Source organism: Lysinibacillus sp. NPDC093692, from assembly GCF_050280125.1.
Lineage (GTDB): Bacteria > Bacillota > Bacilli > Bacillales_A > Planococcaceae > Lysinibacillus.
Genome location: NZ_JBNNUW010000036.1, coordinates 14,327 through 27,868 on the forward strand (window position 1 = coordinate 14,327; position 13,542 = coordinate 27,868).

Annotated in this window: 16 protein-coding genes; all 16 read left to right on the forward strand. The window is 35.8% G+C overall.

Features of this window, described 5'->3' with window-relative positions:
* Window positions 1–111 precede the first annotated feature (111 nt).
* The 16 genes from ACQKN4_RS23785 (at window position 112) to ACQKN4_RS23860 (ending at window position 13,185) form a co-directional block, all read left to right on the forward strand.
* Window positions 112–2,499, forward strand: coding sequence for a phage tail tape measure protein (locus ACQKN4_RS23785; protein ID WP_427485015.1), 2,388 nt, complete (start codon window positions 112–114; stop codon window positions 2,497–2,499).
* 3 nt (window positions 2,500–2,502) lie between these two features.
* Window positions 2,503–3,099, forward strand: a complete 597-nt coding sequence (locus tag ACQKN4_RS23790; RefSeq protein WP_427485016.1) for a LysM peptidoglycan-binding domain-containing protein — start codon at window positions 2,503–2,505, stop codon at window positions 3,097–3,099.
* 2 nt (window positions 3,100–3,101) lie between these two features.
* Window positions 3,102–3,425, forward strand: a complete 324-nt coding sequence (locus ACQKN4_RS23795; RefSeq protein WP_427485017.1) for a phage baseplate plug family protein — start codon at window positions 3,102–3,104, stop codon at window positions 3,423–3,425.
* Window positions 3,418–4,218, forward strand: a complete 801-nt coding sequence (locus ACQKN4_RS23800; RefSeq protein ID WP_427485018.1) for a phage protein — start codon at window positions 3,418–3,420, stop codon at window positions 4,216–4,218. Before ACQKN4_RS23795 ends, ACQKN4_RS23800 begins: the two co-directional genes overlap by 8 nt.
* Entirely contained in the window at window positions 4,215–4,595 is a 381-nt protein-coding gene (locus ACQKN4_RS23805) for a Gp138 family membrane-puncturing spike protein (RefSeq protein ID WP_427485019.1), read from the forward strand. The genes ACQKN4_RS23800 and ACQKN4_RS23805 overlap by 4 nt, the downstream gene beginning before the upstream one ends.
* Window positions 4,595–4,948, forward strand: a complete 354-nt coding sequence (locus ACQKN4_RS23810; protein ID WP_427485020.1) for a DUF2634 domain-containing protein — start codon at window positions 4,595–4,597, stop codon at window positions 4,946–4,948. The genes ACQKN4_RS23805 and ACQKN4_RS23810 overlap by 1 nt, the downstream gene beginning before the upstream one ends.
* Window positions 4,935–6,116: a baseplate J/gp47 family protein gene (locus ACQKN4_RS23815; protein WP_427485021.1), complete on the forward strand. Its 1,182-nt coding sequence runs from the start codon at window positions 4,935–4,937 to the stop codon at window positions 6,114–6,116. The genes ACQKN4_RS23810 and ACQKN4_RS23815 overlap by 14 nt, the downstream gene beginning before the upstream one ends.
* Entirely contained in the window at window positions 6,109–6,750 is a 642-nt protein-coding gene (locus ACQKN4_RS23820; protein WP_427485022.1) for a hypothetical protein, read from the forward strand. The genes ACQKN4_RS23815 and ACQKN4_RS23820 overlap by 8 nt, the downstream gene beginning before the upstream one ends.
* Window positions 6,751–6,761: 11 nt before the next feature.
* On the forward strand, window positions 6,762–7,907 hold the full coding sequence (locus tag ACQKN4_RS23825) for a hypothetical protein (RefSeq protein WP_427485023.1): 1,146 nt from the start codon (window positions 6,762–6,764) through the stop codon (window positions 7,905–7,907).
* A 16-nt stretch (window positions 7,908–7,923) separates the two neighbouring features.
* Window positions 7,924–8,259 (forward strand): hypothetical protein, encoded by a 336-nt coding sequence (locus tag ACQKN4_RS23830; protein ID WP_427485024.1) that lies wholly within the window; start codon window positions 7,924–7,926, stop codon window positions 8,257–8,259.
* Window positions 8,259–8,369: a CD1375 family protein gene (locus ACQKN4_RS23835; RefSeq protein WP_427485025.1), complete on the forward strand. Its 111-nt coding sequence runs from the start codon at window positions 8,259–8,261 to the stop codon at window positions 8,367–8,369. Before ACQKN4_RS23830 ends, ACQKN4_RS23835 begins: the two co-directional genes overlap by 1 nt.
* Before the next feature lie 570 nt (window positions 8,370–8,939).
* The gene (locus tag ACQKN4_RS23840) at window positions 8,940–9,518 is read left to right on the forward strand and encodes a hypothetical protein (RefSeq protein ID WP_427485026.1); all 579 of its coding nucleotides are present in this window, start codon (window positions 8,940–8,942) and stop codon (window positions 9,516–9,518) included.
* Window positions 9,519–9,633: 115 nt separating this feature from the next.
* A complete protein-coding gene (gene gvpU, locus ACQKN4_RS23845) occupies window positions 9,634–10,050 on the forward strand; it encodes a gas vesicle accessory protein GvpU (protein WP_427485027.1) in 417 nt (138 codons plus the stop codon).
* Window positions 10,051–10,193: 143 nt separating this feature from the next.
* Window positions 10,194–10,598 carry a phage holin family protein gene (locus tag ACQKN4_RS23850; protein WP_427485028.1) on the forward strand — a complete coding sequence of 135 codons (405 nt, stop codon included), beginning with the start codon at window positions 10,194–10,196 and terminating at the stop codon, window positions 10,596–10,598.
* On the forward strand, window positions 10,595–11,308 hold the full coding sequence (locus ACQKN4_RS23855) for an N-acetylmuramoyl-L-alanine amidase (RefSeq protein WP_427485029.1): 714 nt from the start codon (window positions 10,595–10,597) through the stop codon (window positions 11,306–11,308). Before ACQKN4_RS23850 ends, ACQKN4_RS23855 begins: the two co-directional genes overlap by 4 nt.
* 245 nt (window positions 11,309–11,553) lie before the next feature.
* Window positions 11,554–13,185, forward strand: a complete 1,632-nt coding sequence (locus ACQKN4_RS23860) for a hypothetical protein (protein WP_427485030.1) — start codon at window positions 11,554–11,556, stop codon at window positions 13,183–13,185.
* Window positions 13,186–13,542 lie beyond the last annotated feature (357 nt).

The following is a 13,542-nucleotide window of genomic DNA, read 5'->3' on the forward strand; positions in this document are numbered from 1 at the left end:
TTTTTAAGTTTTGAGCGAGCTGAAACGATGACACCTGATGAGCTATCAGAATTCAACGCGGCTATTGACTACCATATAGAACGCAAAAACGCTGAGAGAGGGGGCTAGAGTGTGAGTATACGTGACTTATTTGTTGAAATTGGCATGGATATTGACGATGGCCCTTTAGGTGATTTAGACAAAAAAATTGATGCTGTCATGAAGGCTGTAACTAAGATGGATTTCAGTGGCTTCGATGACTTAGGGAATGATGTCGATGACCTATCAGGTGATTTTAATGATTTAGGAGAAATAGTTTGGTCCGTCGATAAAAAGTTAAATAACTTCGATGACGGCAATATAAAAGAAATTAGTAAAAGCGCAAATGAGGCAGAAGTCTCGTTTGGTAAGTTAAAAGTTGGAATCATAGCAGCTGGTGCAGCGCTGGCCTCCATTGCTGTGGCTGGAGGCGCCGCTGTCATATCTACAGCTATGGAAATGGATACAGCTTTTAGCCGGTTAGAAGCTCAAACAGGTGCAACAGGAGCAGAATTGAAAGGGCTTGAGGATGCGGCTAAAGATGTGTTTAGATCCGGGTTCGGTGAAAACATGGACGAAGTAACCGATGCATTAGCACGTGTAAAACAAAACATCCAAAATATTGATGACAGCGAACTTAGTAAAGTCACTTCTAACGCGATGATGTTAGCTACAACGTTCGACAGCGATGTGAATGAAGTTACTCGCGGAACGAATAATATGATGGAAGCGTTTGGTATAACCTCAGAAAAGGCATTTGATTTATTTACTGCTGGTGGCCAACGTGGTTTGAACTTTAGTAATGAAATGTTTGACAATGTCGCAGAGTATTCATCGTTATTTGGAAATATGGGATATAGCGCAGAAGAATATTTCGGCATCATGGAAAGAGGCTCAAAAGCTGGTGTTTACAACCTAGATTACGTTAATGATGTCATGAAAGAGTTTCAGATCAGGGTTAAAGACGGCTCGAAATCAACAGATGAAACATTCTCAGCCATGAGTAAATCAACATTTGATTTGTGGGAAAGTTTTAACCGTGGTGAGGCAACTGTAGCTGATGTTGCAAGTGCTGTAACAAACGAGTTGCAAGGTATGGATGACCAGGTAGAAGCCAATCAATTAGCTGTAGCGTTATTCGGTACTAAATGGGAAGACCTCGAAGCAGATGCCATGTATGCCATGCTTGGATCAAAAGACGCTATGGAGGATTTCGAAGGCGCTACTGGACGAGCATCAGATGCTTTACAAGATAACTTCGGTACACGCCTGAAAAAAGTATGGCGGGATTTGCAAATAGGAATGATCGAAGCGTTTCAAAATGAAAAAGTTCAAGACTTTTTAGATAGCATAATGACTGGTATTGAAGCCATTGTACCATTTCTCAAAGATGGATTTGTTGTTTTCGCAGACGTTATCATGGTGGTTGTTGATAAATTATCTATTGTTAAAGACTTTTTATCAGCAGTCAAAGATACAATATCATCCCTTATGGATGGAACTGGAAACATCTCGGACATTTGGCAAAACCTTGGGATACCACCTGAAATAGCAGATAATATAGCAAGTTTTGCTGAAACACTTGTAACGAATTTTACGACAGTCAAAGAAGCTGTTTCTGATTTTGTTGAAAACGTTATAGTTCCTTTAATGCCTAAGGCTCAAGAAATCATCGGTGTAGCTTTTGATTTTATCGGCAACATAGTCAGCGGAGCTATGAATGTTTTCGAAACAATCTCAGGAATTATCAGGGGATTGATTGAAAATGTTATTGTCCCTTTGTTCCCTGTAGCTCAAGAAGTTATTAGCGTAGCGATGGATATCATATCACCAATTTTAAGGGTTGTTGGTTCATTGTTTGAGGGGATAACAGCAGTTGTTAAATTTTTGGTGAATGAAGTGATTGTTCCGTTGTTCCCTCTTGCAGTTGGTGCAATTGAAGGTGCATGGGCTATTTTAAAACCAATTCTCAAAGCAATAACAAAAGCATTTAATGCCGTTGCTGATGCTGTAGAATGGGTAATCGAAAAGGTCGGAGCTGCAGCAGAAGCAATTAGCAATTTCAGTGTTGGTGATGCGCTATCAGGTGCTGCGAAATGGGTTGGTGGATTAATACCAGGTTTCGAAATAGGTCTAGGACGAGTGCCGTTTGACGAAATGCCAGCGTTGCTGCATAAAAACGAAGCAGTTTTACCAGCAGATGAGGCTGATAAATTACGCGACAGAGGTATATTGCAAGGTGATGGAACACGTCCGGAAATTAACTTAGATCAAGCTACTCAATTTGAACCTGCGAAGGATTATTCAACAACAGAGACCGTTAATAATAATACTTCTAACAACTCAAAGGTATCTGCTCCTATCCAAATAATTGTACAAGGTAGTGATAACCCACAACAGACTGCCTATAGCGTTAAAGATGCACTGGAAGAATTATTCGGAGATTTATTAAGAGTGATGCCAGTACCGAGGGAGGGATAGTCAATGGCAGAGGAGTTAGTTGGTAAAGCACGAATAAGTGGCTATTTAATACATGTAACTAACGAAGATGCTGATTTTGATGCTGATATCCCCACGCATAAGGTTGAAAAAGGTATTGATTTATCGGACCACGTTGAGAAAAAACCAGTTGTCGTAAAATTATCAGGTCTCTTGATACGTCCAACCAATGAGCGAGTTGAAACATTGATAAATAAATTAAGGAGTTTTGAATATAAAGGTCAACCTGTCACCTATGAAGGTCGTCGTATATACAAAAATATGCTCCTACATGGTTTATCTATTAAAGCAAGCTCTAAGGTGATGAATGGCTATAATTTTAGCTGTACATTGACTGAAGTACGTATCGCTCAATCATCGTATGTGGACCCTAAAGTAAAGGCTGTTACTGCACCGACTAAAGAGGCTGGGCGTAAACAAACGGAGAATAAAAAACAATCTCCTGTTTATCATGTGGTTAAGAATGGTGATACCTATTCTTCTCTTGGTCAGAAATACGGTACTAAATGGCAAGACATTCAAAAATGGAATGGTTATGATCCAAAGAAAATCCCTCTCGGTGCAAAGTTAAGGGTGGTGTAATAATGCTAGACTTTGAATATATAGAAATAGAAAAAGCGCTCATTCCATATCGTTTCGAGGTGGAATTGGGCGCTGAATTATTTTTAATAGAAATTAGCTATAACGAGTTGCATGATTATTTCACATTGGATTTACAAAAGGATGAAGAAATATTAGTGCTTGGAGAAAAGCTTGTGTATGCTACGCCGTTGTTTAGTGAAGTGTTCGATAATCGTTTTCCAGCACCTACTATTATTCCTATTGATCCATCTGGTAAAGAAACACGTGTGACATTTGCAAACTTGAATAAAACAGTATTTTTAAAGTTGGTGAATAGCAATGAGTAAATTATTTAAGCGTTATGTTGAAGTTGTGACAGGCAATCTAAAATTTAATAATACTGAGTTAGATATTGAATTTGAAGTTCCGTTTGATGATGATCTTGAGCCGAACATAAGCGAAATCACAATTTACAACCTATCAGAATCCACTAGGAATAAAATAAAGCGTGGCGAAATTATAACAATTAATGCCGGTTATATAGAGGATAAAGGACTAATACTCAGCGGACGTATTGATAGTGTACGGACATCACCTGTAGGAGCTGACAGAGCTACGGTAATAAAAGTATTGGACACTTACCCATTCAACGCTAAAAAGACGTTACAACGCTCATATAAAGGGAAAATAAAAGCAGATGCTATTATTAAAGATTTAGTAAAAGCACTAGGTTTAAAAGTAGCTGTGCTGAAATTACCTAAAAACAAAGTATATGACAAAGGATTTTCGGTCAGTGGAGAGATATTTAAAAAGATTCAAGAAGTTGCGAATGATTGTGGAGCATCTGCATATATTTCGAGACAACAGACATATATAAGGTCCATTAAAGAGGGTGACAACAATAAATTCATTCTTAGTCCAGATACAGGACTTGTAGGATCTCCTGAGTACTTTGAAAACGAACGCAAAGGCATAGTAATGAAAGGTTATAAAGCAACATCACTGTTACAACACAGGATGAATACAGGAGCAATTATTCAACTCCAATCCATAGTCACGAAAAGTACAGTACGTGTAAAAAGTGGTAAACACATTTGTAAAGGGAGTTCATTCTATACAGAAGTGGAGGCGATATTATGACGAATACTACTGAATTTTTCCGTGCTTTACAACAAGGTGTATTCGTAAACTTAAATACCGCCATGCCTTGTAAAGTGTTAGCATACGATGAAACTAAACGTGTAGCCAAAATCGAACCTCTGTTTATGGTTAAAGAAACTGGTCAAGAACCATCAAAGTTAGCACCTATTGAAAATGTGCCTGTTTTATTTCAAAAATATCGTGTTAATGATAGCGAGGTTCAAAATTACGTGCCAGCTTTAGAACCAATGGTTGACACTGTATTGGCTGTATTTTGCCAACGTGCAATAGATGAGGCAATGAAAGGCAACAATGTTTACCCTGGAACAGCTCGAATGTTTGATGTTCATGACGCTGTAATAGTGGGGGTGTTTTAGTGAAAACATTAGCATTATTAGATGGGGATCTACTTTTGGAAAATGGTGATTTTAAGTTAGATGAAGGCGATAAAGAAGTAGCCCAATGTTTAGCTATATCGCTTGGTACGAATTTAAAAGAATGGTTTCTGAATGAAGAAGCTGGACTTGATTTTAAACGAGTTTTGGAGAAGTCAACCAAAGATGAAGCTCGAGCAGAGGTTATGCGTGTTCTTTCACAAGAGGAACGGGTTAGAGATATCGAAAGTGTTGAAATAAAAGATGTTAATAGAGTTAGGACAATCCTATTCGTTGTAACTCTTTTAGATGGCACCGTAATTAGCAAGGAGGTGGCTGTCGGTGGCATTGGATAAGAATGGTTTTAAACGAAAATCCTACAGTGATCTAGTTGATAGTATGTCAGCTAAAGCAAAAGAAAAGTTTGGTGCTGATGCTAATACTTCGGAACGTTCAGTACTGGGTATTATCATTCGCATTATGGCGTGGTTTTTCTCGTTATTATGGCAAGACACAGAAGATGTTTACCATAGCGCATATCGAAAGACAGCTGAAGGTGTTCAGTTAGATATGTTATTACCATATGCAGGCATAACTCGTATTTTAGCTGACTTTGCTTACGGATTAATAGAAATAAAAGGTACGCCAAACCACTTCATTGAAAGTGGTTTTTTAGCGTCTACAGATAACGATATTTTCTTTGAAACACTTTATGATTTAACACTAGATTCAGAAGGAAAAGGAACAGTCGAGATTGTAGCATTAGATGTCGGTGCTATAGGTAATGTAGGGGCAAATACAATCACTCAAATAGTAAATCCTGACGCTGATATAATAAGTGTAAATAATCCATTAAAAACTAATGGTGGTCGAGAAAAAGAATCTGATACAGAAGCCAGAGAACGAGCTGATATTACAGTTGAAGGTATTGGTTCAGCTACTACAGCAGCAATACGCGCCAATCTATTAAAAATATCAAGCATTCGAGCATCAAAGGTAATTGAAAATTATAAAGATGAAGTCGATCAATACGGCACGCCTCCTAGGTCCATACAAGCATTCGTTTTAGGTGGTGGCGATGAAGAAGTTGCTAAAGCCATTCATGAAAAGAAAGCTGGAGGTATACAACCTTATGGAACAACTTATATCGATGTAACTGATTTAAGTGGTGATGTAAAACAAATAGGATTCACTAGGGCTAATGAAGTAAATATTTTCATTAAAGTAAAAGTGGAAACCAATACATCGTTTACGTTTGATGGAGTTAATCAGATAAAAACAGCGCTTATTAGATATGTTGGAGGTACTGATGCAAATAACAACACTTATTCAGGTTTAAACATGGGTGAGGATGTAATTGTATCTCGTTTAATTGCTAGAACTTATAGTGTAGATGGTATCGAAGATGTAACCGTTGAAGTATCTACAGATGACATTAATTACAACGATTCGAACATTATAATAGGATTGCAAGAAGTTGCTCAAACACATTTCAAAGACATTGAGGTGACGGTCGTTGTTTAGTACGAAATCTATTGTTAAACGATTTTCCGATTACTTTGACAAGAATCCTGAATCGAACATATCCAAACTGATGAGTATCTTTTCTGCTGAAGCACAAGAAGTAAAAGATACAAACGATCGTATTAGGCAGTGGAGAAACATTGATAATGCTGAAGGTATAGGTCTTGATTTAATTGGTCAAAACGTAAATCAACCACGTGGTGTTGCGAATGATGAAGTATATCGAATCTTATTAAAGTCGAAGATTGCTCGAAATCTAAGTGACGGAACGATTGATATGATAATACAGGTCCTAGCTATTGCATTATCGGTTGATCCTAAAATGATAAAAATTAAAGAAAAATGGAACGATCCAGATGAACCAGAACCAGCAGCGATTAAAGTTATCGAGCTTCCTTTAACAAAATTGAATGAGGCAGGGTTAGACCCTACAAACTTTGTTCGTATCGTACAACGTACAGTAGCAGCAGGCGTAAAAGTTGGTGTAATTGAGCTTACAGGTACGTTTGAGTTTGGCGATATAACTAACTCAATTGATAACACAAAGGGCTTCGGTGATATAAACGATGAAACCATTGGTGGTTATCTAGGAGCAGCATATACACCAAGTCAAGATAACGAATTACCGATTTAGGAGGAATGAGGATGCCAGAACAATTACCTGAGTGGAATGCAGTAGGTGTTGAGCCTCCACAGTCATTAAAAGACAGTGGTTGGCAACCAGGTATGAAACCATCTGCACAACATATGAACTGGTTATTAAATAGGGCTTATAAATGCATTGAGGAATTACAGCAAGATGGTGGAAATGTTGATGATTTAACTCAAGCCGTAGCAGATTTAGAACGAAAAGTTGATACGAAATTCGCAGAAGTAGACAGAGATATCGCGGCCGTTGACACTAAGGTTGATACTCATACCAAAGAAGATTTAGGTCATGTACGTTTTATAGGTAATACAAACGCGACTAATGCGTGGGTGTGTACGTCTGATGAAATAATTTGGGATACCGCATTTACTCCGCCTAGACCCAAAGAAGGTAGTGCTTACAGGGTTACTACAACTCATAATAATACAGGTAACATTACTATAGTACTTAAAAATAAAGACGGTTCAAAAGTTAGTAATGCATTTTCAATACTTAATTCAGATGGTTCTCAAATATTACCTAGTTCGTTCCCTATGAGTGCTATATTAACGCTAGCATTCCATGGTAACTCTTTTTTCTTGCAGGGTAACGGAAGTGGGGTGAAACCTGAACCTGGAACCAAGGAATTTGTAACCCCAGGAACGTATTCATGGGTAGTACCTAGAGGCGTATTTAACGTGTTGGTAATACTTAATGGTGCAGGTGGTGGCGGTGGTGGGTTCTTTACATTCTCTGGTGGCGGTGGTAACGCAGGTGGCGGTGGCGGTTCTGGCGGCATATTCGTTGACATGATCCCGGTTACTCCTGGAGAGACTATTCAAATACAAGTAGGTTTAGGAGGAACGGCGGGTGCTAACGGATTGGCTCCGAATACAGTGGCAAGCATGGGCAGTCCTGGCGGTTTTTCTGGCTTCAAAACATCGTATGCACATGGCGGGGATGGTGGCTTTGCGGGGACTCAATACGGCAATGGTGGCGGTGCTAATGGCGGTATCGGAGGAGGCTACGGAGGAAACGGGCAACGCGGTCAAGATGGTGTTGGTAGTAGCAGTGGTCTTGGCGGTAAAAACCCCAACGGCATAGGCGATGGCGGTAGCACGTCACAACCAGGTAAAAACGGTAAAGCCGTAATACGATGGTAAGGGAGGAGAATTAATCATGATTATTATCGGAAATTCAGAGGAAACGAAAGTCAAAGTAGTAAGCGTGTTTTCACTTGGAGAAATCGCGATCGAGTACGACGTGAGTACAATGCCGCAACCGGAGAATATTAAAGGTAAACGCGCCGAACTATTCTATGATAAAGAAACAAAACAACTATATTACGAGTATATCGAACTTCCTAAAACGGAAATTGAGTTATTACAAGAAGAAACCCAAAAATTGAAATTAGCAATAGCTGAATCAGCAGAAGCGCAACAGCAAGATAAAATTGAAAATCAATTAGCTGTTGCCGAAGTAGTAGAAACATTAACAACTAAGGGGGTTTTATAATGGCTAAATTATATTGGGATTTAATTAAAATGAACTTACGAACAGTTGACCAAGTGCCGTTGTTGTGGCGAGAAGCTGTACAAGTATTACTCAATAACGAAAACAAGTAAACGCAGCATAAGCTGGCGTTTTTTATTGAAATAAACATACACGTGTATGGCAAAGTAAATATGAAAAGAACCGTTCATTAATAAAGATTATTTAGAGTAGTTGCGAATAAAATCAGCTAGTCCAACTACAACGATCATGAAATATACAAATATATAGCCAATATCTGAAAAAATTGAGTTATATAGTTCCATAAGACTCACACCTCCATAGAATTTGATCGGCCGTAATTAGAGAATAATAGCTATAAACTGGGTTGTCAAATATCCTAATAAATGTAAAACAATATAAAAACTATGGAGGATAACACTATTCGAAAGGTCTTTAAAAACGTCCCATAAAGCTCTTTTGAAAAGTATTGAGTATTGATAATAATTATATGAAATTTTTAAGACATATTTTTTAATTGGTGATTTTTTGGAATAAGTTTCAGGGGATTCACGCTATGAGAATAATCGAGATGAGCAAAATTACACGTAACTGATTCTCGATACGCTTTAAAAATTTATTGTCTAAATTAGAAGGAAATCCTTTCCTTTTGTCGAATCATTAAACGAAAAGGAGGGATTTTATTGAATAAAACTGTTTATTTTGAAGAATTAGACTCTGAAACGAAAATGGCTTTATTAGCTACTGTAGATAAAGGTCTAGATTACGATAAGTGGAAAAAATGCAATACTGAAGAAAATCGGTCTGTAATATTCGAACTCGAAGAGAAAGATATTATTTTCAAAGTATTAAAAGAGAAAGGAGTTAGGGATGTAGATATTAATGCCTTAATAGATCTCTCTGGGATTAAATATTTTCCGAAACTGTATGCTTATAGTGAACGCAAATATTTATTCATGGAAAAAGCAAAAGGAGTCTCTTTACACGATTTATTATTACGTAAGCAAATTTCTAATGAAGAATTACAGTTAATAAAAGATCAAGTCTTAGATGCATACACAGAAATGCTGAATAGAAAAAGAGACGAACATGATTTTAAGTTGGAACATATTTTTTGGGATACGGAAAATCAAAAATTAACATGGATAGATCTGGGTTTTTGTGAGGAACTAGTCATTTATCTACCTTCTAAAGAAAAAATGATTGAGAAATTCGAAGAACAATTTAAAGAGGAATTAATTTATTATGGTGTACAAATCTAAATATTAGTTCCATGCTGTTCGGTACGTAAGCGAAAGATTAGCATTTCTTTATTGTCTAAATCAAAAGGAAATACTTACCTTTTTGTAGGATAATATAGCCATAGGAGGAGATGTAATGGTAGGAAAAACACAAGATTTAACAGCTGATAATCTAATGGAAAAAGATGTCCTATTATCTAATTTAGTTACAATTGTAAATGAATCACCTATAGAAATAGGAGTTACTTTAAATGTTGGTGGCTCTTTAATTACTGGTTTGTTGATTGGAAGCAATATATATATGAGAAGTATATCTGAACTATTAAGTGGAAATGGACCAACTGCAGATCAATTTGCAAAGCTTTTTGAAGAAATTGCTGAGGAAGTTGAAAAGATAAATCCAGAAGATGAAGATGATAATCCGTCGCCGAACTATATTCATTTGAAAAATGCGAAATTGATTAACATAAACGGTGATGTAATTGAATTAGGATATTGGCGTGGTAAATTATCAAGCATCGATGGGTTTATTATCGCGAATTTAAATCAATAACAATACTAATTAGTACTCTCAATTGAGAGTGCTTTTTTTATGCGCTGTGAAAGCAATCGAGATAGGCAACGGTACATGTTACCGATTCTCGAAGCTTCTCATGGCTTTTTATTTTAATTAAATAGGGCAAAGGAATGATGTTAATGGAAAGATGGGTAGCAAGAGTAAGTGGAGTAATCGGCACTTTAGTGTCTTATTCAGTAAACGGTCTAGGTATGGCCGTGACAGTATTAATAGGTTTTATGGCAATTGATTATATAACCGGTATTTTGTCAGGGGTTGTAAATCAAAACATAAACAGTCGAGTGGGCTTCAACGGAATTATTCGTAAAATCTATTACTTAATGCTAGTAGGTTCGGTATACATGCTTTCATTAGTGATACCAGGTATCGAGTACGCAGGTGATGGGGCAGCCATTGCATTCTGTGTACTCGAATTTATTTCTATCACAGAAAACGGTACAAAAATGGGCTTACCAATGCCTGATTTTATTAAAAATATTTTATCGATTGTAAAAGACAAATCAGGAGAGGGTGAAGTGAAATGACTAAAAGATACGTAGGTTCTAGTGGTCACGGATTAAAAATCAGAGGCGCAAAACATTTCATTGATGAAGTAGATGAGGCACGTCAAGTAACAAATGAAGTACATCGTATCTTAACAACACAGTACAACGGAGCTGGTTCAGTATTTCATGATGATACATCGACTACGCAAAACCAAAACCTCCAAACCATCGTAAATTATCATAATAAACAGTCACGAGACCTAGACTGGAGTATTCATTTCAATGCAGCAAGTGTCACTGACGATCCGCGTGGTGTAGAGGTATTGTATTATGATATGAAGGATTTATCAGCTAAAGTAAGTGCTGCAATTTCAAAAGCATCAGGACTAAAAGACCGTGGTCCTAAACAACGTCCAGAGCTTTATTTCCTTAAAAACACTTATAAACCAGCTATCTTAATTGAAGTATGCTTTGTAGACAGCGAAGGGGACGTTGACCTATATCATAAAAATTTTAACGCTATTTGTGCTGCCATCGCAGAGGTTTTAGCTACTCATTTAGGCTATACAAAAAAAGAGGAAGTAAAAGAGGCACAAGCTAAAGTAATGCTAAATGATAGTAAATCCATTCCTGCTGTGATTATAGATGGTAGGACGCATGTTCAAGTGCGTGAGATAGCCGAGTTATTAGGATTGAAGCTCGTTTATAACAACAAGAGCAAAATTACAAAATTGTATGAGGTAAAATGATAAAATCAGCCACCTTTTAACCGAAGTAACCAGGCACTCGAATGAGTACCTGGAGTGTTATTAAGTATGAATTTTTAATAAGCCCTATTTAGGAATAAGGCAAAAGAATGATTTTTAAAGAGAAATTTCAGAAGTAAATCACTGTACGATACCAAAACTTATACAATATAAATCATTAAATTACCATTTATTATATAATTAATTAATATACTGTTATACAATTTATTTATAGGGAGGTAGTTGAATTGAATAAGAAAAGCTGGGTATCTAATAATCCTATTAAATCAATCCTATTAGGGTTAATTATTAGTATTATATTTTTTGTTTTATTGTTGTATCTTGTATTTGGTAACCCTGTTCAAGCTTTTATAAAAATGTTTGAATTAAGGGGAGAACCTAATAAAACAGGTACTGCAATGTCATCTCTGTCATATATTGTAACTTGGATATTAACAATTTATTCCATATGTGTAACTGGGATATTTAGTTTTTTAGTATGGAAAATAAATAAAAGAAGTTTAAAAATATCCGAAGAACTAAAAAATATAGAAGGTAATAGAGAGTTCGAATATAAACGTGAAAAGGCTATAATTGTCTATTATGATCTACAGAGAGGTTTCACTATAATTAGAGATTTGTACATAAAGCATATATTAAAAAAAGATTTTGTTACATTAGATAGAGCCTTTTTTAGTCAAAATTGGATTGAGAATGTTGCTTCGTTAAGAAAAGATTTAAGTAACGATGAAATAAATAATATATATTATATTTATAATGCTCTTTTTACGATTCAAAGTTACTTAGATAATGAAACATCTAACGAAAAATTCGAAAAGTATTTAGGAAAGATTGTACGACAGTTCTTTTTAGATTTTATTCCTTCACCATTAATGGGTGAATTAAGGGAATGTGGAATTGAAGAGTTAGTAAGTATAGATAATTATTTACTAATGCATAAATTATATAAACTAACCTTTAATAAAGACGAGGTTAATATAGGAGACAATGATATCCAGATTTCTAATGGGAACTATTATAAAAAGCTTTCTGGAGACTTTTATAATGGAGAAGGCGTAATTTATAATTCTTATGGAAAAGTAAAAATGAGAGGGTTTTTTTACAACGGTTTCTTTGCTTCCGGAACATATTATGGATATAACGGTCTTGACAATCAATATGAAATTGTTTATGAATCAATTTCAAATGAGAGCAGAATTAAAAAAGGAGTTTTGTATAACAACGTTATTGATCCTAAGGATGAAAACTTAATAAATGCTAAATATTTAGACGGAGTACCTTATGAGGGAAAAATCATAAAGTTTAATAATAATTACATCTCCTATTGGGGTAATGTAGTGAATGGCAAAAAGGATGGTAAAGGGAAAACATTTAGCACTAACGGCAGTATATATTATGATGGTGTATACAATAATGATGAAAAGATAAATGGTAAACTATATTCTAGTGATGGCACATTGAGTTTTGATGGTGAATTCAAAGATGGAAGACCTTGGAATGGTAGAGTGAGAAATATGGATTTTTATTATATTAAAAGGTTTAATGGAACTATCTTAGAAGGAAAAGCGTATGAAGGAAAAGGATTGATTCTTAAGATTACATCACGTGGCGAAAGCCTAAACGATTTAAGATATCAAGAAGAGATGGAGGTGGAATATAATGAAATACAGGGGGAATATTTTTCCTCTGAAGAATATGAAGAAGAACAAAGTAGCTGGCACAATGAGAATCAACGGAATAGTTACATGGAGTGGGAAGATTATATTTATGCTGATTGGAAAGAGGGAGTACATATTGAGAGAGAAGATAAAGAATCCAATAAAAAAGTATATTATTATCCACAAAGTGAAATTAAATAAATTTTACCACTATTAATTATGTTTTAATAGGAAAGCTAGATTGCCTGGGAAAAAGCTAAAGCAGATGAATTGTTTGCTAAAACTATTAAAGAAAGAGGGGAAGTAACAGCTACTTAGTGTGGTCAGTATAACTAAATTTCGGTATTAATAAAAAATCACTCATCTGAAAATAATGAGTGATTTTTTTCTATTGTATATTAAAAAAATCTTTGGTACCCCAGATGTACCCCAAAAGAGTATATGAAAATATACAATAATATTAAAATCAAAAAATGTGGTACACTATAGAACGTTGATACTAAAGCAATATATCTATAGGAAAATACGTAATATAAAATCATTTGAACTCTGGGAGAA

What these genes read in the sequence shown, in the direction of transcription:
- ACQKN4_RS23790 (WP_427485016.1), top strand. Translation starts at nt 2,503, where the DNA reads ATGGCAGAGGAGTTAGTTGGTAAAGCACGAATAAGTGGCTATTTAATA.
- ACQKN4_RS23795 (WP_427485017.1), top strand. Translation starts at nt 3,102, where the DNA reads ATGCTAGACTTTGAATATATAGAAATAGAAAAAGCGCTCATTCCATAT.
- ACQKN4_RS23800 (WP_427485018.1), top strand. Translation starts at nt 3,418, where the DNA reads ATGAGTAAATTATTTAAGCGTTATGTTGAAGTTGTGACAGGCAATCTA.
- ACQKN4_RS23805 (WP_427485019.1), top strand. Translation starts at nt 4,215, where the DNA reads ATGACGAATACTACTGAATTTTTCCGTGCTTTACAACAAGGTGTATTC.
- ACQKN4_RS23825 (WP_427485023.1), top strand. Translation starts at nt 6,762, where the DNA reads ATGCCAGAACAATTACCTGAGTGGAATGCAGTAGGTGTTGAGCCTCCA.
- ACQKN4_RS23830 (WP_427485024.1), top strand. Translation starts at nt 7,924, where the DNA reads ATGATTATTATCGGAAATTCAGAGGAAACGAAAGTCAAAGTAGTAAGC.
- ACQKN4_RS23835 (WP_427485025.1), top strand. Translation starts at nt 8,259, where the DNA reads ATGGCTAAATTATATTGGGATTTAATTAAAATGAACTTACGAACAGTT.
- gvpU (WP_427485027.1), top strand. Translation starts at nt 9,634, where the DNA reads ATGGTAGGAAAAACACAAGATTTAACAGCTGATAATCTAATGGAAAAA.
- ACQKN4_RS23850 (WP_427485028.1), top strand. Translation starts at nt 10,194, where the DNA reads ATGGAAAGATGGGTAGCAAGAGTAAGTGGAGTAATCGGCACTTTAGTG.
- ACQKN4_RS23855 (WP_427485029.1), top strand. Translation starts at nt 10,595, where the DNA reads ATGACTAAAAGATACGTAGGTTCTAGTGGTCACGGATTAAAAATCAGA.